We start from the raw sequence: 20,337 nt of genomic DNA on the forward strand, positions 1-20,337 counted from the left end.
TTGGTCGGTTTGCATAGCCTAAACGCGCAGGTATCTGCGAAGGGTCAAGAGAGACGAAATTCCTGCCAAGGATCCGCCAAGGATCAACAGCGCCGGCGCGAGGATCAGTGTCTGGCCCGAGGAAATGAAAGCGGTGTCCGGGTACTGGCGGGACATGTAGTCACCCAGGAAGAACTGCGCCACGGCCCACAGCGTGCCGGAGGCCAGCGCAGCACCGATGACTGCGGCGATGACCCCTTCAAGGATGAAGGGCAACTGGATCACGGTCTTTGACGCGCCCACAAGCCGCATAATGCCGGTTTCCCGGCGCCTGCTGAAGGCGGATAGCCGGATTGTAGTGGCGATCAGCAGGATCGCGCAGACGATCATCACGCCGGCGATGCCCACTGCGACCAGGGAGGCGCCGTTCATCACCGAGAAGAGGCGTTCGAGGAGCTGTCGCTGGTCGATCACGGTCTCCACGCCCGGCTGCGATGAGAAGGTCTCGCTGATGATCTGGTATTTTTCGGGGTCCTTCATGTTGATCCGGAATGATGCCGGCAGCTGGTCCGGGGTAACCGAATCGACGATGGGCGAGTTGGAGAACTGGTCCTTGAAGTGCTTGTACGCCTCATCCCGGGACTCGAACTGGAAGTCGTTGATGTACTGCGCCACGGCGGGTGATTCCAGGAGAGCGTTGAGGCCTTGCTGCTGCTCAGGGGTGACCGGCCCGGACGCGCACCCGGGCGCGGTCGAACCGTCGCTGCACAGGAAGATGGCTACTTGGACCTTGTCGTACCAGTACCCCTTCATCTGGTTGATCTGCATTTGGAGCATCCCGGCGGCGCCCACGAAGGTGAGGGACACGAAGGTCACCAGGATGACCGAAACCACCATGGAAAGGTTGCGGCGCAGGCCGCTGCCGATCTCGGAAAGGATGAATGCAAGCCTCATTGCCGTGCCTCACCTTCGGCACCGTTGCCCGGCAGGCCGTCGTCGGGCGTTTCCCTGCCGCTGGCGTCCTTGAGCCGCCTGGACTGGCCGACGACGGGGATCATCGAGGTGTACAGGGCCTTGGCTTCGTCCCGGATCACCACGCCGTTCTTGAGCTCGACCACCCGCTTGCGCATTTCGTTGACGATGTCGTCGTCGTGGGTGGCCATCACTACCGTGGTTCCGTTTTGGTTGATCTTGTCCAGCACACCCATGATGCCCATGGACGTTGTGGGGTCCAGGTTTCCTGTGGGTTCGTCGGCCAGGAGGATCCCGGGCCGGTTGACCACGGCCCGGGCGATGGCCACCCGCTGCTGCTCGCCGCCGGACAGTTCGTGCGGCATGCGGTGTTCCTTGCCTTCGAGGCCAACCGTCTTGAGGACCTCGGGGACGGTATCGCGGATGACGCTGCGGCTCTTTCCGATGACCTGCATGGCGAACGCCACGTTGGCGAAGACGTTCTTTTGGGGCAGGAGGCGGAAGTCCTGGAAGACGACGCCGATGCCACGGCGGAGGCGCGGCACGCGCCAGCTCGAAATCCTGGCAACGTTTTGGCCGGCGACGTAGACGGCGCCCGAAGTTGCGCGGTCCTCCTTCAGCACCAGCCGGAGGAAGGTGGACTTCCCGGAGCCCGAGGCTCCCACCAGGAAGGCGAATTCGCCGCGATCAATCTCAAGGTTGACGGAGTCCAGCGCAGGCCGGGCTTTTTGGTCGTAAACCTTGGTGACATTTTCGAATCGGATCATGGCCCTAAGTACCCTGCAGGGCATGGCTGATTGTTCTGATGCAGCCCAGTTCTGCAGCCGGTGCACGGGTTTTCGTTTGGGGGAAGTAGGGCCCCGGCCCCTCGACTATACGCAGGATGCCCGGCGCTAGGGCGGGCTTTCGGGGGCGTGTCGCCGGATCCGATCGCGCCCGGCAGCCGCCCGGCTACTTTTCGGCGTTGCGGTTGTCAGTACGCCAGCGGATGCCGGCGTCGATAAAGTCGTCGATCTCGCCGTCGAATACAGCTGATGTATTGCCCACCTCGTGTTCAGTGCGCAGGTCCTTCACCATCTGGTAGGGGTTGAGAACATAGGAACGCATCTGGTCGCCCCAGGAGGCTTTGACGTCTCCCGCCAGGGCCTTCTTCTCCGCGTCTTCCTGTTCCTTCTTAAGCAGGAGGAGCCGGGATTGCAGCACGCGCATGGCGGCGGCCCGGTTTTGGAGCTGTGACTTCTCGTTCTGCATCGAGACGACGGTGCCGGTGGGAATGTGGGTAAGGCGCACCGCGGAGTCGGTGGTGTTCACCGACTGGCCGCCGGGCCCGGACGAGCGGAATACGTCAACCCTGATTTCGTTGTCCGGGATGTCGATGGAATCAGTCTGTTCGATCAGCGGGATGACTTCCACGGCCGCGAAGGATGTCTGGCGCCGGCCCTGATTGTCGAACGGGCTGATCCGGACCAGGCGGTGCGTCCCTGCTTCGACACTGAGGGTGCCGTAAGCGTAGGGCGCCTTGACCTCGAAGGTGGCCGATTTCAGGCCGGCTTCCTCCGCGTACGAGGTGTCCATGACCGTCGTGGGGTAGCCGTGCCGCTCGGCCCAGCGGAGGTACATGCGCATCAGCATCTCGGCGAAATCTGCCGCGTCGACACCGCCCGCTCCCGCACGGATGGACACCACGGCTTCGCGCTCGTCATATTCTCCGGACAACAGGGTGACCACTTCCAGGTCCTTGAGGGCCTTCTTGATGGATTCGAGTTCGGCCGCGGCCTCCCCCATCGAGGCGGCGTCGTCCTCGTCCTGGCCCAGTTCCACCAGCACTTCGAGATCGTCGATACGCGAGGCCAGGTTGGTAAGGCGTTCCAACTCGGACTGTCGGTGGGAGAGACGGGAGGTGATCTTCTGCGCCGCTGCAGGGTCGTCCCACAGGTCCGGCTCCCCTGCCCGCTCGCTGAGCTCGGCGATGTCTTCACGAAGTGCATCCACGTCGGAGACGCGTTCGATGGACTCGTAGGTGGCGCGGAGGGCGCGGATTTCAGCGGAAAAATCAATATTGGCCATGGTGGTTTAACCCTACGCTATTGGGGCTTACGGCCCGGCGCCGGCCGCCACCGGGGATTGGACCGCCGGGCCAGGCATCAACGGGTCAACCGGGAACGTGCCGTGGAGGTGGCCTCGATGCGGATTCCGTCGGGAATCAGGAAGTTCACCACCGGCGGGTGCACCGCAGCGGTGAGGACTACGACGGCGGTGGAACCGTCGGGCGATCCCGTTCCGGGGGCGACGGCGAGGCCGGCGAACCGTTGGGCGGCCGGGCTCCTGCCGACGAAGTCGGATGCTACGTTGCGCACGCGGGCGGGGTTGAGGACAGCCGATGGAGTTCCGCCCTGCGATGAGACGTCGCCGAGCATGTAGCTGTCGGCAGCCGCCAGCGATGCTCCGTCAGCCAAGGAGAGCAGCCGCTTGTGTTCGACGTAAACACTGGATATTCCGATGACGACCGTTGCCACCAGCAAGGCGAGGGCCACGTAGCCGACGATCATCACCATCAGTTGGCCCTCCTCGCTATTTTGCGCACGGGGTGTCACCGGTACCGCCCCACCAATTGGGTGGCGGAGGCCTGGACATCCGTGGCCGACAGTCCTTCCGCAAAAGGGAGGAAGGGCAGCGGCACGCTGAGGCTGACGGTCACCGTGACGGCACTTCCCGCAGCAGTGCAGTCTGCTGGTTGGCAGCTTGTCGTCATGGTTGCCCGCCCCGGTTCATGGCCGAAATCGGAAAGAGCCAGGGTTACCGCCCGCTCTGCGGCCGCTTGCGCGGTGACGGGGTCGGACTGGGCAACGTACACCTTTGCTGCCTGGTCGGCGGCGCCCACCACGGCGAAGGAGCCGCCCTGGATCTGGGACACGGTGATGACGAAATACACCAGCGGGACCATCAGCAGGAGTGCCAGGAAGGTGAATTCGACGACTGCACTCCCCCGTTCGTGCTCGCTCACGTGCCGCTGCACGTCCTCCCGGTTGGGACGCGGCGGGTTCACCGCCAGGCCGGAGGCGTTTGCATTTCCCGGATGTTGTCCGGCGTACGGTGCCCGTTCCCGGCAGAGTGCTTCCGTGAGCCTTGTCCTGATACGGAACCTGTTGGCGGTGCGGGGCGGCTTGTCTGTCGCTAGCGGATCACGGCTGGATGGCCGCATGCCCTTTCACCTCCAGCATCTCCCGGGGACCGATCAGGCCGATGACCGGCAACGGGGACCGGACTGTCACCTCCAGCGTGCGCATTCCTTGAAGATCTACTTCCCGGGTGCTGACCTGCTCGGCAAATCCGGGATTCAGGGCAGTTTCGATGAGGCTGCGGGTCCGTTCCTCGGCGTCGGCGGAGTTGCGGTCTGCCAGGGTCCCGTAGCGGGCGCCGGACGCGGCAGCATCGATGAGCGTGTTCCGAACGTGCAGGACCAAGGTCAGCTGGATGATCGCGAGGAAGAACATCGTGAGCAGCCCGCCGACCAGAACAAAATCCACGACGGCCGAGCCCCGCTCCCCCTCAGACCGAAGCCCGGGACGCGCCTCAGGCCCTGGAGCGGAGCGTGCCAAGGGTCAGTTCCCTACTTTGTCCATGGCCTGGTTGAACATGGCTTCCAGTGCAGGGCCGGCGAGCGCCAGGAGAGCCGCTACCAGGACGGCGGACATCAGTGTGATCATTACCCAACCCGGCACGTCCCCACGTTCCGGGTTGTCTCCCGGTTCTGTGGATCGGCGCCCGTCCGCCGGGTGGTGCAGTTCACACTGCACGACGGCGGCCATGCCGATAAACAGCATCACGAGACGGTTTCCCATTGTTTTCATGTTGCGTCCTTTCCTGATGAATACGGTGTCCTTGCACGAGCTGCTTTACGACAAGTGGCCGCCCACAGCTTCAGAAGCCCAAATTGATCGCTGCTATGCCCGGGAATACGGCGAAGACCACGGTCAGCGGGAGTATCCCGAAGACCAACGGCACCATCATTGCTATTTCTTTCCTGCCCGCTGCCTCCATAAGGTCCCGCTTGGCCGAATCACGAACATCCTGGGCTTGGGCCCGGAGCACTTCCGCAAGGGGTGTTCCCCTGTCCACCGCAACGATGATTCCGTCAACGAACCTGACCAAGGGCGCCAGGTCAGTACGTCCGGAAAACTCCTCCAAGGCACGGATGAGCGGCTTCCCTGCCCGCGTCTCCGCGAGGATCTTCGCAAACTCCTTTGACAGTTCCCCGTGGGCGCTCCTGCACACCCGGTCCAGTGCACCCGTCGCGCTTTCCCCCGCGCTGACAGCCAAGGCCATCAGCTCCGCCAGGCTGGGGAATTCGGCCATCATGCGCGCCTCCCGGCGTCGCACCTGGGCGCCCAGCCAGTAGTCCCGCAAAACAAAACCTGCCGCCGCGCTGCCAATGATTGCGGCCACTGCAAAGATCGGACTGAACCTTCCTGCGGCGGCTCCCAAAAGTACGACCGTCACGGCGATGGCAAAACCGGCCGCTGCCCAAAGGAGCTGTTCCGCACGGAAGTCAATGGGTGACTTGCCGATTCCCGCTTGGGCCAGCCGCCGCTCCATTGCTCCCGGTGATGGGTTTAGCCGGGCCAATGCGGAAAGCCAGTCGCGGATGACCGGACGGAAAATCCGCTCCAGCGGGCCGAATGGTGTCAGATTCGGATCGCCCGTGCTCAGGAGCCGCGACTCCAGGTTCTGCGACTTAAGCTGGGGCTCGATCCGCTCAGAGAGCGTCATGGCACGCATCGGCGGGGACCTGAAAATCACCAGCCACAAGCCGAGGCCAAGGCCGATTCCGCAGACAATGGCGGCGGCCGGGACGGCCATCATCGGAGCACCCTTTCATCCTGGGGCAGCGCGCCGATCTTCACCATGACGGTGTAGCAAATGAGCGAAACCACCAGTCCCCCAAGCAGGACTGCAGCACCCATTGGTGTGTTGTACGCCTGGATTGCTTCCGGTCTGGTTGCCAGCAGCACCAGCACGATCCACGGTGCGGCAACAGCAAGCCGGGCCGCGTTGATCGTCCAGGATTGCCGCGCTTCCAGCTCACTGCGCGTGCGGGCGCTTTCACGGAGGAACTCTCCCAGGGTGCCGAGCAACCGCCCCAGATCCGAGCCGCCCACTTCACGGGTGAGGCGCAGGGCTTCGACGATGCGGTCTGCGACAGGATCGGCAAGCCGGTGTTTCAGTTTGTTCAGGGAGCCGTCGAATTGGCCGCCGGCCCGGTAATCGGCTCCGAACTCGCGGAACAGGGGCCGGAGTTCCTCGGGCCCTTTGTCGCCGAGTTGAATGAGGGCCTCAGGCAGCGGGAGGCCGGCACGGATCGCCGAGCGAAGGTGATCAACGACGTCTGGCCAGAGCTGGCGGAGCAACGCTGACCTTTTTCGTGCACGCCAGCGAAGCAGAGTGACAGGCAGCCACGATCCGAAGAGGCCGAAGCAGCCGGCAATCGGCCATGAACGACTGAGCGCGAAGAAGACAAGGGCAATGAACAGCCCCAGACCAAGGCAGGTCCCGACCAGGCCACGGGCCGATACTTTCTCCACGCCCGCGGCAACGAGCAGGTCGCTGATACGTCCTGGCTTTCGCTCCCGGCGTCCGGCATCAGGAGTCTCCCAGCAGGACCACCAGATGAGGAAGAAACCCACCCCGGCCACAGCTCCCACCATCGCGGAAATCATCGTGCGTCCAACAGGGCGGCGACGTCGTATCCCGCCCGGGAGAATTTTTCCGCGGCCGGCATTGCATTTGCCCTGGGCTGAAGGACGCCGCCCTCCAGGGTGAAGACGAAGGACGATTCAATGATTCCGTTCTCCACCCGGCGCCCCAGAGAGAGGATCTGGGTGACCTGCCGCCGCCCGTCTGCCTGTCTGCTGCAGTGCACCACAAGATCGATGCAGGAAGCGACTGTGGGCACTACAAACGCACTGGAGATGTTCTCCCCGGCGAGCAACGGCAGCGTGCAAATCTTCGTGACGGCGTCGTGGGCAGAGTTTGCGTGGACGGTACACATCCCGGGAAGCCCGCTGTTGAGTGCAATCAGCATGTCCAGGCTTTCGGCTTCCCGGACCTCGCCCACAACCAGCCGGTCTGGCCTCATCCGCAGCGCTTCCTTGACCAGGCGGCGGAGCGGGATCGCGCCTTCGCCCTCCAGGTTGGGTTGCCGGCACTGGAGGCCCACGACGTCACGCAGCGGGAACTGGAGTTCGAAGATTTCTTCAACCGTGATCACGCGTTCCCGGCTTCCAATACTGGCCGCCAGGCAGTTCAGCATGGTCGTCTTGCCGGCCTGTGTTGCGCCGGAGACCAAGATGTTCAGGCCGCTGGCAACTGCCGCCCCGAGGAACCGCGCAGATTGCCGTGTCAGTGTTCCGAGCTCAACAAGGTGCTCGAGCCGGCTCGCCTTCACCACGAATTTTCGAATGTTGACCGCCCAGTGGCGACGGGTGACGTCCGGGATGACCACGTGGAGCCTAGACCCGTCAGGCAGGGCGGCGTCAACGAAAGGCGAGGACATGTCCAGCCGTCTGCCGGAGCTTTTCAGCATGCGCTCGACGAGATCACGCACCTGCTGCTCCGTCAGGCTCAGTGACGTCAGTTCGGACTCGCCGTTGCGCGCTACAAAGATCTCGTTTGGCGCGTTGAGCCAAATCTCTTCTATCGAAGGATCGTCGAGCAGCGGCTGGAGTACACCGAACCCTGCCACAGCGTCGAACAGGAATCTGCGCGCTGCGTCCAGGGGGCCGATGGGCGGAAGCGGGCCCATCAGTGCCCGTTCGTCGTAATCCGTGACCGCAGCCTCCACCAGGCGCCGGACCTCACCCGCTTGCTTGAGCGGATCCAACCCACGGCGGCGGATCAGTTCACGGACCTCGTCCTCGACTATTCCCAGCGCGTCCATATGTCCCCCATACAAATGCCGCCTCCGTCGGAGGCACTGCGATTGGCTTACAGCCTAGGGAGAGTACACCACGCTGCCAAGTCATATGGGCGGCCCCTGTGGACAAAGTCGCCCGTGCTTCAGCGGAAAGTGCCGGTGTATGGGCTAGCTGGCGCTGGGAACACGGTCTTCAATTGCCGGGTCGGATCGCTTGGCAGGCCGCTTCTTCAACCTCATCGCGGGGCGTTCGACGGCAAAGTAGGTTACTGCCGACAACGGCAAAACGATGCCAAGCACCAAGACCACATTGAACGGCAGCGCAAGGGCAGACGACCCGACAGTCAATTGCCGTCGCATGAGCCAGAAGATGATCGGCAGATGCCACAGGTAGATGCTGTAGCTAATGAGGCCGACAAACCGGATCGGAGACCACTCCAGCACGGCCGCGAGCCGGTTCGGCCCGTCGTTCCTGGACGAGGGAAGAACAACCGCAAGGAGAAGCAACGCCGAAGCCACGCCCGCGAAGTTGGACAGAAACGGCATTGTTCCGCCCGCGCCGGCCACCAGAGATGCGGCGGCTCCGGCCACAAGGAACAGCTTGGCAGGGATGCCCACGCTCCGGACGCCGCGCTCGTTCAACAGGACAACAATGAGTGCGGCGGCCATTCCGTACCCAAACAGGTCAGCCTGCCCAAGAAAGCTTCGCAGCAGGACGGCGGTCCACGTCTGACCAAATGCGAAGTCAATGAGCTGTGCATAACCAAGGTTGTCAGCTACTAGGTGACCCCAGAAGGAAACGCCCAGGCCAATGACAATCAGCGCGGCCGCCGGGACCGCCAGCGCCGTCGCCTTGGGCATCCCCCGCCTGATGAGCCCAGCGGCGAGCAAAGCCATGACGGGGACGGCCACGTAGAAAGTGATTTCAGCCGTCAACGACCACGCCACCGGCAGACCACTCATCACGAACTGGGGAATGAACATGTGTACCAGCAGTGCATTGGCGACGAATTTCGCCGGATCTGTTAAGCGCCCGACGTTCTCCGGACCAAAACCGTGCGTACTGCCCACCAGGTAGACGCATCCCATGGCGAGCGACGCCACACAGAAGATGAGCAGGTAGGCCGGATAGATGCGGAGGACCCTGTTTCTTGCATATCGCCGGAATGACGGCAGCTCGCTGCCGCGGAGAAGCGACGAAGCAAACGGCCTGAACAGCAGGAACCCTGAGAGGACAAAGAACAAGGGCAACCCCTGCCCCAGGACTGGGAGGATGACTTGGCCGACAGGTCCGGCGTGCACTTCATCGGAGGCCATCAAGCCAACATGGTAGGCCAGCACAGATAAAGCCGCGGCGGCCCGGAGGCCTTCAATGCCGGCGAGCCGCCGGCCCCAGCTCGGGGCAGGTGCGACATTGTTGTCCAAGGTGTGTCCTTTCCTCGCGGACGGCATGAGTGACAGGCGTTTCACCTTCGCAGAATGGCGCACGGCACATCGACCTTCCAGTTTCCCGGCGCCGTTGCGACCACGTGCGCAACCATCGCCTGGTTCGCCGCGCAGGCCGCGCGGGCGTCCGCCACTCCCACAGCCCAGACGGGACCGTCTTGGCGGAATGAAAAAGAGGGGAAGAAATACAAGCACTGCAAAAGGGCGAAGACCGTCAGCACCGAAGTTGCGGCCTTGGCGGATGTTCTTTCCAAAGCAACTGCCAGGAGGGGAAAGAGCACAAGAAGAAACATGGACGGCACTACGCTGTATCTGCCCAGAAGGAATTCATGCCACTGGGCGGCCGTGAATTCCGCGTAGTTGAACTCTTTCGAGAAATTGAAAAGAACGGCCGCAGCCCAAACGCCCACCGAAGCGACAACCGCGACGACGGCAACGCCGCGATGGGCAGCTGTGCCTCGAAACAGGAGAAAGAGAAAAGCCGCGAAAAAAGGGAGCGCCGCCAACACGATCGGGACCGCACCAAAGTTCAAAGTGATAAGCGCAATTTGGTTGGACGTACCGAACACTACGGCCGAGCTGCTGTTGAGGAACCACCCAACCACCACGGACAGTATGTTTGCCGGCTCAAACGGAGCGGAACGGGGATAACTCACGGTCGTGAAGACCTGGCAAGCGATACCCAGCAACAACCCGGCCCTGGCAGGCCACAACCACTGGTCTCGAAACCGGTAAAGGAAGATCGGAACAAACATCAGCGTCAGTATTTCGGTCAATGATGAGAGCGCGGCCGCAGCGAACAGGAGAATGCCCTCAGGTTTGTTCCGCGCCTGTTTGATAAGCAGCCAAGGAGCGAGCCAGAGCAGATACCAATGCAGGTTGGCAAAATTTCCCTGCGTCTCCAACGCTGCTGGTGCCACCATGATGGTGATCGAGGCCCACGCCAGTCTAGGTACAAGGCGTGTCGATATGGCGCTTGCACAATGGAAGACCATCAAGGCGACGAGACCAGTGATCAGGCTGCTCAGAAGTGAGATGGCCACGGCATAAGCATCGACGGGGAACAGGCGGACGACGAACGCGGCTGCAAATCGCGGCACCACGTGCAGATAGCCTTGGTATGGGGCAAAAACTCCGAGAATTCCAGGACGGGCCAGTGCATCCTGGAGGAATACCGCTCCATCCTCTGCCCAGATGGTGCCTTGAGCTGTTGGGCTAAGGCGGGCAAAAGCAATCAGACTGGCCCCTAAAACAGCGACAGGAGCCGCTGACATCCTCCAGCCGAGCGTCATGGAAGCGTTAGAGCCCTGATTGCTGTTCATCGTCCCTTATGACCCCGGCGTTGAGCGTACTAAGCCGGCTAGTAATGGATGCGCGGTCAACGAATGCTCTCTCGGGACGCGCCTCATGAATGCTACCGGATACGCCGGCGATTCAATCAAAGCCCAAGGGCGGACCCGACGCCGAAACCTCACACGAGCCCCAGCAGAAACACGCCTACCACTGGTCCCCCACGCAACACGATGCTATGGTGAGCGCGTTAAGTGTCAGTAACTGTGTTCGGCTGGTCCCTGGGGGGACCACGGCACAGTAAACCAGATGGGCGTTCGGGGGAGCGCGCATTGCCGTCCGGAGCCAATATGAAGCGGAACCTGTCTCAGTCCCGTACCCCATTCCTGAAGTACCTAGGGGTGGTTCCGCTTGCGCTTGCACTCGTAGTAGGCCCGGGCCTCAGCAGCCCCGCCGTAGGGCTCGAATCGAGCCCTACCCCAACCCCCTCCCCGTCGTCTCCCACCGCACAGGCCGCACCGTCGGCCGCGCCCACGGCAACGGCTGCGCCTAGCACGGCACAGCCCTCCCCCGGTCCGACCCAGGGCCCCGTGGCCAAACCGTCACCACAGCCCCAGTCAATGGCCGAGGCCATCGGACCCGGCGGCGCACAAATGGGCCAGCGTTCAGCTCGGGTAACGTCCGCCGCTTCTGCGACTGCTACCAAGCCCAACAGCATCGAAACTCTGTCCGCGCAGGGCTCGTGGATGCCCACCTTCGGTGTCCAGGGGCTGGACGTCAGCTATTACCAATCATCCGTTGACTGGCAGCAGCAATGGAACATGGGAGCGCGCTTTGCCTATGTGAAAGCATCTGAGGGCAACTACTACACAAACCCTGCCTACAGCTCCCAGTACCAGGGATCCCGGAACGTTGGGATGATCCGCGGGGCGTACCACTTCGCAATTCCGAACTGGTCGTCTGGAGCGGACCAAGCCACATACTTCGTCAACAACGGCGGGGGGTGGTCCCCGGACGGATATACGTTGCCACCAGTCCTCGACTTTGAATTTAACCCGTACGAGGGCAGGACCATCAACGGCTTCTACTTCGGCAACACCTGCTACAACATGTCCCCGGGACAGCTGGCTGCCTGGGTTCAGGACTTTGGAAACACGGTCAGGTCGATGACCGGCAGGCTGCCCATGATCTACACCAACACGAGTTGGTGGAATCAATGCCTCGGCAATCAGACAGGCTTCGGTGACTACCCGCTGTGGGTTGCCGCTTACCCCGGTTCACCGACGAACGACGCCGGCGCAGTTCCAGCAAGCTGGGCAACCTACAGCGTCTGGCAGTACAGCAGCACGGGGCCGATGGCCGGAGACTCCAACGTGTGGAACGGCGATTACGCATCGCTGCAACGGTTCGCCGGAGTCGCCCTGCCCACCGGCAGCTTCGACGACCTCTCCGTGGTCAAGAACGGGAGCGACGTCAGCCTTAGAGCCCGTGGATGGTCGGTAGATCTGGCCAACATTCCGGCGTCGAACCAAACGCATGTCTACGTCACCGGCCCGGACGGAACCACTACAGGCTATCCCTGGACAGCGGATGCCTACCGACCCGACGTCAACAATGTCTTCGGCTACGGTTCGTCCCATGGCTTTGACGGGACGATACCTATCACCAAGTCGGGAAATTACAAGGCCTGCGCCTACTCCATCGGTACCTTCGATAACACCTCTCTTGGCTGCAAGTCCATCACCGCTTCCGGCGTCGAAGCCCCGATTGGAAATTTTGAGAGCCTCAGCGAAGTAAGAACTGCTGACAAAGTCAGTCTCCAGCTCAAAGGGTGGGCTGTAGATCTGGCAAACCCTGCCGCCAGCACGTACGCGGACACCTACGTAACCGGCCCAGACGGGACAACCACCGGCTACCGGATGACCGCAAATACTTCCCGGCCGGATGTTCAGACTGTTACCGGCCTGGGATCCAACCACGGCTTTGACTACCAGGTGACCCTAACAGCGCCCGGAAATTACCAAGCGTGCACATACGCCATAGGCCAAAACTCGAATCTATCGCTTGGATGCAAGAACATCAGTATCGGTGCCAGCCCGGCACCCATCGGTTCGTATGATGCTCTTTCCCTCGTGCAGGCACCCAACACCGCAAACCTCCAATTGACCGGCTGGACCCTGGATCCCAGCTACCCGGGAAAGATCAACACAGTAAGCGTCTACGTGTCCGCTAAAGACGGCACACCCGTAGCCAATCCAGTAATGGCAACGGCAACGGCGAACCTTGCCAGGCCTGATGTGAATGCCGCCTTGAACACGATCGGCAACCACGGCTACCAAGCCCAGATCGCGATCAGCGCCCCTGGCAACTACACCGTGTGTGCCAAGGCCGTAGGGGTTGCCCCCCTCGCAGCGGGACCTACCGCGCTGGGCTGCCGCGACATCACCGTGCGGCCGACTCCGCCCACGATGGGAAGCCTCGACACGGCAGGCATCCAGGTCTCCAACGGCCAGGCCTTGCTGACAACCCAGGGGTGGACCTTGGATCCGGCCATGCCTGGCTTCTCAAACCCCGTACACGTCTACATCACGTATCCTGACGGCACCACGAAGGGGTATCCGTTCACCGCCAACCTCAAGCGGTCAGACGTCAACGCCGTTCTGCAGACCATCGGAGACCACGGGTATTCAACTACCGTAGCCATCACGGCGCGAGGCAAATACAGCGTTTGCACATATGGCGTCGCAGTATCCCCATTCAGCACTAACAATTCCCAGCTTGGATGCCGAAGCTTGACCTACTAGGACCGAACAAGTTGTCATTCAAAGGTATGGCAAAACACGACTCATTGGATAAAAAGGAGCGTTCTATGCGGCCCGAAGGTCCACAGCATGGTCGCTGATCAAAAGGGCTCATTGCATATGCGGCATGCCGCGCACTTCCCATAGATTCGAGAGACGCTGGGGCTATATGGGACTCCAAGAAAGTCGCGAAGTCTGTTTTGATCCCAAAATTACCCAGACGACAACGGACATTCGGTGAGGAAGTCGAACTTACCTGCTGGACAGGCCAAGACTACTGTTTCACACCGGCCGAAAAACGTGGAATGCGGGATAGGTGCTGCAGGGCCGGGGGCAGTATAACGACGACGAGCATTACCTCGCTCAGCATGAAACCGGCGGCCACACCGTTGGCACCAAAGGTTCGTCCCAGCGTAAACATAGCTATCACGCCTACCAGCGCTCCAATTGCCGTTCCGGCAAGGACGAAACGAGTCTTCAGCGAAGGTATGAGCAGGTTGCGGATCAAGGGGGTGGACACAGAGACCGCGAAGAAGGCGACGCCGTAGAACCACATGGTAGAACTAGCGGCCTTAACCTCATCACCAAAAAGCAAGGCGGTCCCAAATTCACCGACAAGGCCTAACGCCAGTAGTCCGAGCAGTCCAAGAGCGCAGTGAGCGAAGATTGCGGCAACCTGACGCCGCCGGGGACTATCTGCGTGGGGATCTAGAGTCCAAGCCTGCAAAGTATTGCCAAGAGTAGTAACAGCTATGAGCCCGAACCTGTACAGCTTGTCGGACGAGGCTATGCTTCCGGCGACCGATGTACTTCCGGTGGCCCCTGCCAGAGGAACGGGCGCAGATACATACACTCCGCCCAAAGCATCAATGCTGGCAACGCCAAGCCTTTTTCGTAGTCCTTCACGAATATCAGAAATACTCCGCCCCCTAAAAAGTGGGGGCCATCCAAATTTGTACTGAATCGCAAGTGGCCCAGCTATAGACGAAAGGATCCACAAAAGCGGGTAGGACCAGAGAGACTGCGTAAGGAAAACGAGTAATGCGGCAAGTAAGGTTGCGACTAGACGTGGAATCATATCGTAGACAGCCATACCCCTAGGCTCACCGGCCCCGATGAAATACCAATTAGGTGTCAGCCCGTTGAGGCAGAACGCCACTGCCATGGCCACAGTGAAGAGCCTGTATTCTTCGGCACCAAGCGACCAGGACAGACATGTGGCAACCGGCACAACGGCACAGGAGATCAGGAGGCGCTCACCAAGCGATTCAACCCACAGGCTGCGGCGGACGCACTCATCTTTCGATTTTGCAATCAGCGCAGGCCCCAAAACATTCCAGCCATAAGTAATCGCTATGCTACCGAAAGTGCCTACAGATTGCCCCACCGCCAAGCTGTACCAGCCGTCCAATCCGCCGACACGCGCCGCGACAGGGAGAAGCAGTAGAGGCGCAAGTGTTCCAATAAGGGGCACAAACGTGAAACCCGCAAATCTCCTAGCGAGCAGCATCCTATTCATTTGGCAGAAGTGCCCTATCGCACATTCGTTATCACTGCCTCAAATTTTTGAGCTGCTTTCGATGGGCTATTTTCGCGCATGTCAGCCAGCCCTCTGGAAGCTAATGTTTGAGCAAAATGAAGATCATTCAAAAGCCGATCTACATTATTCCGTAATCCCTCGGCATCCCCTACTGCCGAAAACAGAGCCCCGTTTTCGGCATAGGCCCTTACGCCGCCGATATCGGTTGACACGACAGCACATCCGCTTGACATGGCCTCAGCGGGAGGCAGGTGCCAGCCTTCGCCGTCACTGGCGCATAGATACAACTTCGAGGATTGGTAAGCATACCGAATATCCTCTTTGGAGGGATTTTTTATAAACACCACGTCTGGGTGCAGACCACTGGGCCTTGTACCTGTCCCGAAAGTGATGGCTCGAACTCGAGAATCTCGCTCCACGAACGAATTTATTACTTCAACGACCAGGTCCGCCCTTTTCCAAGGAACATCAGAAATCATTGCACAAATATCGAAGCGACGTTCACTTAAAGGCGGACCTGCAGGAAACTCTTCAGGGTCAATACCGTTGGGAACCAAGTCACATTCCTCGCCCAAGGAATGCATGTGTTCCTGTAACCATGGGGCGATTACGACCTTTCGCAGGGGAAGCTTCCATGTCTTATCAATAAATTCGGGCGCAGCTGACCAGTCCTCGTAGTGCTGTATGAAATATGATGCCGGAATCTTCCGGCGCCGGGCTGCAGAATTCACAACGTGCGCGGTCTGAACTTCAGTGGCTACCAAGAAATCCGTCTTGGGCAACATCATCGGCATCAGGTACGGCAAGGTGTAGACGCTAATCCTTCCGTCCAGCTGGAACCAATTGGGTTTTTGACGAGGTCGAAAACTGGATACAAGTGAAGCTATTGGTCTCCTGACGTCGACGTCGCGACGCTTGGCACCCCAAAGAAGGAGAGCATGTATAAGCGTAACTTGATAGCCGCGCTCTGCGAGATGATTCGCATAGGTATAAACGACCTTGTAACCACCAATGGGGTACTTGCTAAACCCGGGCAGAACAATCGTAATACTGCCACCCGCCGGCGCTTTCGACGATGTGTCCACGGACAGCCCCTGTTTCCTATCGTTTGACACGGTTTTCCCTGAGAACTTCAGACGGAACTTGTTCAACAGCGTGCTTTCAGATTTCCAGGTTGAAGGCCAAGGGCTCCTGCCGCATCGGACAAGTTCCATTGGAAAACCGGCCAAGAATTCCAAAAAACAAGAAAAGGCGATATCTCCGCGTCTCAAGCCCAGTATCAGGGCCTTCGACGCCTGGACCCACCCGTGAGAACTTTGGAACGGCGATATCCCTGCCTCAAATTCTGGAGAGGTAACCTTGACGCGCTGACGGAGAGAGTCTGCCATTACCCGACGCCATCCAAAGCTCATGCCATTGGCTGTCTTCAGGACCGCTAACGGGCTGGCGCTTCCCTGATATTTGCGAGAAAGCGCTATTAGATGCTCAAAGGATTTGAATAGACTCTTCCGCGCCTCGGCCTCGCCCAGGACGTTGGCGGCATGCTGCACGTAATCCTGGAGGATGTCGTCGACAACCAGCGCTCCCCCTGTGGCCTTCGCACACACGGCGAGCCAGTGGTCGTGGACCTGGGTAATCGCCGCGAACCGGGGAAACGGCAGTGCCAGGTCCAAGAGGTCACGACGGAAAAGGCAGAGACTTCCCGTCACTTGGTTCTGAGCGATCAACGATCCGAGACTGACGTCTTTTCGATACGTTGAGTCGGCCACAATGTGGTTCCCGGGACGCCTGACCACGCGGGCTTGCCCAGCTACGAGGCTGACGTCATTTAGGTGTGGAAGAAGCGTTTCGATCTTCGACGGATACCACGAGTCGTCTTGGTCCGACAACGCAACCCACTCGGCGTTCCCTGGGACATGCTCGAGAACCCGTTCGAAATTTCCGTAGAACCCTAGGCGGTCCGGAAAACCGAGGACCTTGAAGCGCTGGTCCCCGTTCGTCTCCCGGGAGACAAATTCCTGGACCTCAGCGTGGCCGCCGTCGGCGGAAATAAGGCACTCGAAGTTGGCATGCGTCTGCGCCTGTATCGAGAGCAACTGAGCCCTGAAAAGGTCCCAGTCAGGTTTGTACGCCGCCAGGGCGATGATTCCAAAGGAAGAGGAGTCAAAGGGCATGGTGAACGTCTAGACAGTCGCCGACTGCTGCGTAAGGTACGCTTCAAGACCCTCACGCGCAGCCCTGGGAGCGAAACCTGATGCCTTGATTTTCGAAAGGTCTAGCACGCTGCTGAGCGGTCGCGGCGCAGCATCCTTGCCCTTGAAATACTCTGCCGTACTCACACCGGAAACAGCATCACGGGATCCACCGGACAGCGCGTAGACGTCCTTTGCGATGTCGGCCCACGACTGCGGCTCACCGTCGTTTGTCAGGTTGTACGTCCCGTAGTCGGCTGCGCTCTCGAGAAGGTGCCGGATGCCCGCCGCAATGTCCTCCGTGAATGTCAGGCGGCCGATCTGGTCGTTGACCACTGACGGCTCAATCCTCCGGGCGGCGAGCGACGCCATCGTCCTGACGAAGTTGTTGCCATCGCCGATAACCCAACTCGTGCGAAGGATGTAGTGGCGAGCCACCGTGCTGACAATCGCGTCCCCTGCCGCCTTGGTCTGCCCGTACACCCCCAGCGGACTGAGAGGCTCGTCCTCCGAATGGATGGACTGGGAACCGTCGAAGACGTAATCGGACGAAACGTGGACCAGGGTCAGGCCATGCTCGACGGCGGTCTTTGCCAGGTGCGCGACGGCGGTCACATTGTTGGCCCAGGCGGCGATCCGGCCTTCCAGGGTCTCGGCCGCATCGACGGCCGTGTACGCCGCCGCATTGATGATGGTCGAATAGTTCTTCCAGTTCCTGGCTGCAAACGCTTCAGGATCGGTGACGTCAAACTCCGCCCGGCCGACGAACTCGACGGACGGATCCTCGGCGTAAAGCGTCCGCAGGGCCTTCCCCAACTGACCGTTCGCCCCCACCACCAGCGTCTTCTTCGCCGGCATGGGCACGACGTCGGCCAGCCGCGGATGGGCTTTGTCCTTGTCGGACAGTTCTGCCTGTTCAAGCGAAATCGGCCATTGGATGGCTGCGGACTCGTCGGCCAGGTTCAGGAACGTGTACTGTCCCTGCGCATCGGCTGACCAGTGGTCATTGACCAGATAGGTGTACGCCGTATTGTCTTCCAGAGTCTGGAAGGCGTTCCCGACGCCGCGTGGAATGAAGATCGCTTGGCTGGGGTCGAGTTCGGCCGTGAACACGCTGCCAAACGACGGGCCTTCGCGAAGATCGACCCAGGCACCGAAGATGCGCCCGGTGGCAACGGAGATGAACTTGTCCCAGGGCTCCGCGTGGATACCACGCGTGGTACCGGCCTTTTCGTTGAACGAGATGTTGTTCTGCACCGGCCGGAAGTCGGGTAGCCCAAGGGCGAGCATCTTCTCGCGCTGCCAGTTTTCCTTGAACCATCCCCTGTTGTCCCCGTGGACCGGCAGGTCATAGACGACGACGCCGGGAATTGGAGTCCGGTGGGCAGCAAGCTTTTTGGAGAACTCGATGGTCATCGGTTACTGGCCCTGTTCCTTGTACTTCGCTTCCGTCTGGGCCTTCTGCGGACGCCACCAGTCCTCGTTGGCCCGGTACCAGGCAATGGTGTCCTCGATGCCCGCGTCAAAGTTGGAGAACTGGGGTGACCAGCCGAGCTCATCGCGCAGTTTGGTGGAATCGATGGCGTAGCGCAGGTCATGACCCGGGCGGTCCACCACGTGGTCATAAGCATCCGGCGATTCACCCATGTGCTTGAGAATCAGCTCGACAACGTCCTTGTTGTTCTTCTCACCGTCAGCACCGATGAGGTAAGTCTCTCCGATCCTGCCCTTGGCAATGATCGCCAGGACAGCAGAAGAGTGGTCGTTGGCGTGGATCCAGTCGCGGACGTTCTCGCCCTTGCCGTAGAGCTTGGGACGAATGCCATCGATGACGTTCGTGATCTGGCGCGGAATGAACTTCTCCACGTGCTGGTAGGGGCCGTAGTTGTTCGAGCAGTTGCTGATGGTCGCCTGAAGGCCAAAGGACCGCACCCATGCCCGCACCAGCAAGTCCGAACCTGCCTTCGTGGACGAGTAGGGACTGGACGGGTTATACGGCGTCTGCTCGGTAAACCGCTCGGGGTCATCCAGCTCAAGGTCTCCGTAGACCTCGTCCGTGGAGATGTGGTGGAAGCGCTTGTTGTGCTTTCGCGCAGCCTCGATGAGCGTGTACGTGCCAATGATGTTCGTGTCCAGGAAAGGACGGGGGTCGTGCAGTGAGTTGTCGTTGTGCGACTCGGCCGCGTAGTGGACCACGACGTCGGCGGCAGCCACCAGCCGGTCCACCAGCTCTGCGTCGGCAATGTCGCCCTGGACAAATTCGAACCTGCCCTCGGGCAGCCCCTTCAACGATTCCATGTTGCCTGCGTATGTCAGCTTGTCCAGGACGGTTACACGGTCATCCGTGTTCTCAAGAACGTAGTGGACGAAGTTGGAACCAATGAAGCCGGCGCCGCCGGTGACAAGGAGATTCTGCATGAGCCCAGCTTAGCGTCTCGGCCCTCCCCCTCACCGACCGCGGACTCTGCGCGACGCCTCAAGGACCAGCCGGGCAAGCATGAACCGTGCGGCCGCTATGCGCCGGAGCGAACGGAAGCCGGCCGGCGTCTCGTTTTGTTCATGAAGGCGCCGGAGCAAGCTCGGCGCTTCGAGGTGGGCAATTGACTGTGCAAGGTTGCCGCAGATGGCGATCCAAAGATCGTGCGACTCCCGGACGTAGGACGGGATGGGGGTGACGACGTCAACGAAGTCGCGCCGGAACGCCATTCCGCAACCGTAATAGGCGCGGTAACCGACCATGATTCCCACGAGGTTCGCCATGCGCCGGCCGTCCATTTTCCCCGTCAGTGGCGGGATCCATGGCCGCGGGCCGCCGCCGAGCATTGCAAAGTTCGTGGCTACCACGGCGGCGTTCCGGAGGCCGTCCAGCATCAGGGCGACCCGGCCGGGAACCCAGACGTCATCCTGGTCGGACAGGAAGATGAAGCTGCCCCTGCTCGCGCCGATAGCGGCTTCGAAGGCGCGGACGTACCCCACGTTGCTGGCTCCCCGAATTAGCCGGATTCTCGGGTCCTTGAACCCGTTGATGACGTCAACGGTGTCGTCGGGGGATGCGTCGTCGTAGATGACTAGCTCGTCCGCGGCATCCAGCTGGTCGAGTATCGAACGGATTTGGTCCGCGATGAAGGACGCACCCCGGTAGCTCGCCATGCAAACGCTGACACGGGTGGCGGAAGGAACGCTGGGTGGGATGCTGGTCATGCA

General features: G+C 60.7%; 18 protein-coding genes. 1 reads left to right on the forward strand and 17 read right to left on the reverse strand.

Features of this window, described 5'->3' with window-relative positions:
• Positions 1-18: 18 nt before the first annotated feature.
• From ftsX to C563_RS0101105, 12 genes are all read right to left on the reverse strand, one after another.
• Entirely contained in the window at positions 19-933 is a 915-nt protein-coding gene (ftsX, locus tag C563_RS0101050; RefSeq protein WP_018760181.1) for a permease-like cell division protein FtsX, read from the reverse strand.
• A complete protein-coding gene (gene ftsE, locus C563_RS0101055) occupies positions 930-1,718 on the reverse strand; it encodes a cell division ATP-binding protein FtsE (protein WP_018760182.1) in 789 nt (262 codons plus the stop codon). Before ftsE ends, ftsX begins: the two co-directional genes overlap by 4 nt.
• Before the next feature lie 184 nt (positions 1,719-1,902).
• The gene (gene prfB, locus C563_RS0101060; RefSeq protein ID WP_018760183.1) at positions 1,903-3,018 is read right to left on the reverse strand and encodes a peptide chain release factor 2; all 1,116 of its coding nucleotides are present in this window, start codon (positions 3,016-3,018) and stop codon (positions 1,903-1,905) included.
• Positions 3,019-3,095: 77 nt separating this feature from the next.
• Positions 3,096-3,506: a pilus assembly protein TadG-related protein gene (locus tag C563_RS0101065; protein WP_018760184.1), complete on the reverse strand. Its 411-nt coding sequence runs from the start codon at positions 3,504-3,506 to the stop codon at positions 3,096-3,098.
• 35 nt (positions 3,507-3,541) lie between these two features.
• The gene (locus tag C563_RS20755; RefSeq protein WP_018760185.1) at positions 3,542-4,153 is read right to left on the reverse strand and encodes a hypothetical protein; all 612 of its coding nucleotides are present in this window, start codon (positions 4,151-4,153) and stop codon (positions 3,542-3,544) included.
• On the reverse strand, positions 4,134-4,478 hold the full coding sequence (locus C563_RS0101075) for a TadE family protein (protein WP_018760186.1): 345 nt from the start codon (positions 4,476-4,478) through the stop codon (positions 4,134-4,136). Before C563_RS0101075 ends, C563_RS20755 begins: the two co-directional genes overlap by 20 nt.
• Before the next feature lie 75 nt (positions 4,479-4,553).
• The gene (locus C563_RS0101080) at positions 4,554-4,802 is read right to left on the reverse strand and encodes a hypothetical protein (RefSeq protein ID WP_018760187.1); all 249 of its coding nucleotides are present in this window, start codon (positions 4,800-4,802) and stop codon (positions 4,554-4,556) included.
• A 70-nt stretch (positions 4,803-4,872) separates the two neighbouring features.
• Complete coding sequence (locus C563_RS0101085; protein ID WP_018760188.1) at positions 4,873-5,814, reverse strand: type II secretion system F family protein; 942 nt, start codon at positions 5,812-5,814, stop codon at positions 4,873-4,875.
• Positions 5,811-6,668: a type II secretion system F family protein gene (locus C563_RS0101090; RefSeq protein ID WP_018760189.1), complete on the reverse strand. Its 858-nt coding sequence runs from the start codon at positions 6,666-6,668 to the stop codon at positions 5,811-5,813. Before C563_RS0101090 ends, C563_RS0101085 begins: the two co-directional genes overlap by 4 nt.
• Positions 6,665-7,888 carry a CpaF family protein gene (locus C563_RS0101095; RefSeq protein ID WP_018760190.1) on the reverse strand — a complete coding sequence of 408 codons (1,224 nt, stop codon included), beginning with the start codon at positions 7,886-7,888 and terminating at the stop codon, positions 6,665-6,667. Before C563_RS0101095 ends, C563_RS0101090 begins: the two co-directional genes overlap by 4 nt.
• 144 nt (positions 7,889-8,032) lie before the next feature.
• Complete coding sequence (locus C563_RS20760; protein WP_196803298.1) at positions 8,033-9,289, reverse strand: acyltransferase family protein; 1,257 nt, start codon at positions 9,287-9,289, stop codon at positions 8,033-8,035.
• Positions 9,290-9,330: 41 nt separating this feature from the next.
• Positions 9,331-10,632 (reverse strand): hypothetical protein, encoded by a 1,302-nt coding sequence (locus C563_RS0101105; RefSeq protein WP_155845065.1) that lies wholly within the window; start codon positions 10,630-10,632, stop codon positions 9,331-9,333.
• A gap of 588 nt (positions 10,633-11,220) precedes the next feature.
• Here C563_RS0101105 and C563_RS0101110 point away from each other — a divergent pair.
• On the forward strand, positions 11,221-13,404 hold the full coding sequence (locus C563_RS0101110) for a lysozyme (protein ID WP_231369810.1): 2,184 nt from the start codon (positions 11,221-11,223) through the stop codon (positions 13,402-13,404).
• Between the two features lie 271 nt (positions 13,405-13,675).
• On the opposite strand, the gene C563_RS21995 is transcribed toward C563_RS0101110, so the two are convergent.
• Genes C563_RS21995 through C563_RS0101135 form a run of 5 tightly spaced genes read right to left on the reverse strand, consistent with a single transcriptional unit; the run spans position 13,676 to position 20,334 of the window.
• Complete coding sequence (locus tag C563_RS21995) at positions 13,676-14,920, reverse strand: oligosaccharide flippase family protein (protein ID WP_081624094.1); 1,245 nt, start codon at positions 14,918-14,920, stop codon at positions 13,676-13,678.
• A 14-nt stretch (positions 14,921-14,934) separates the two neighbouring features.
• Entirely contained in the window at positions 14,935-17,115 is a 2,181-nt protein-coding gene (locus C563_RS21800) for a glycosyltransferase (RefSeq protein WP_018760195.1), read from the reverse strand.
• 9 nt (positions 17,116-17,124) lie between these two features.
• Positions 17,125-18,549 carry a sugar nucleotide-binding protein gene (locus C563_RS0101125; RefSeq protein ID WP_018760196.1) on the reverse strand — a complete coding sequence of 475 codons (1,425 nt, stop codon included), beginning with the start codon at positions 18,547-18,549 and terminating at the stop codon, positions 17,125-17,127.
• Positions 18,550-18,552: 3 nt separating this feature from the next.
• Positions 18,553-19,551 (reverse strand): dTDP-glucose 4,6-dehydratase, encoded by a 999-nt coding sequence (rfbB, locus tag C563_RS0101130; RefSeq protein ID WP_018760197.1) that lies wholly within the window; start codon positions 19,549-19,551, stop codon positions 18,553-18,555.
• Positions 19,552-19,581: 30 nt separating this feature from the next.
• Complete coding sequence (locus C563_RS0101135; protein WP_018760198.1) at positions 19,582-20,334, reverse strand: glycosyltransferase; 753 nt, start codon at positions 20,332-20,334, stop codon at positions 19,582-19,584.
• Positions 20,335-20,337: the final 3 nt, after the last annotated feature.

Origin of the sequence: Arthrobacter sp. 135MFCol5.1, assembly GCF_000374865.1 — a bacterium.
Classification (GTDB): domain Bacteria; phylum Actinomycetota; class Actinomycetes; order Actinomycetales; family Micrococcaceae; genus Arthrobacter.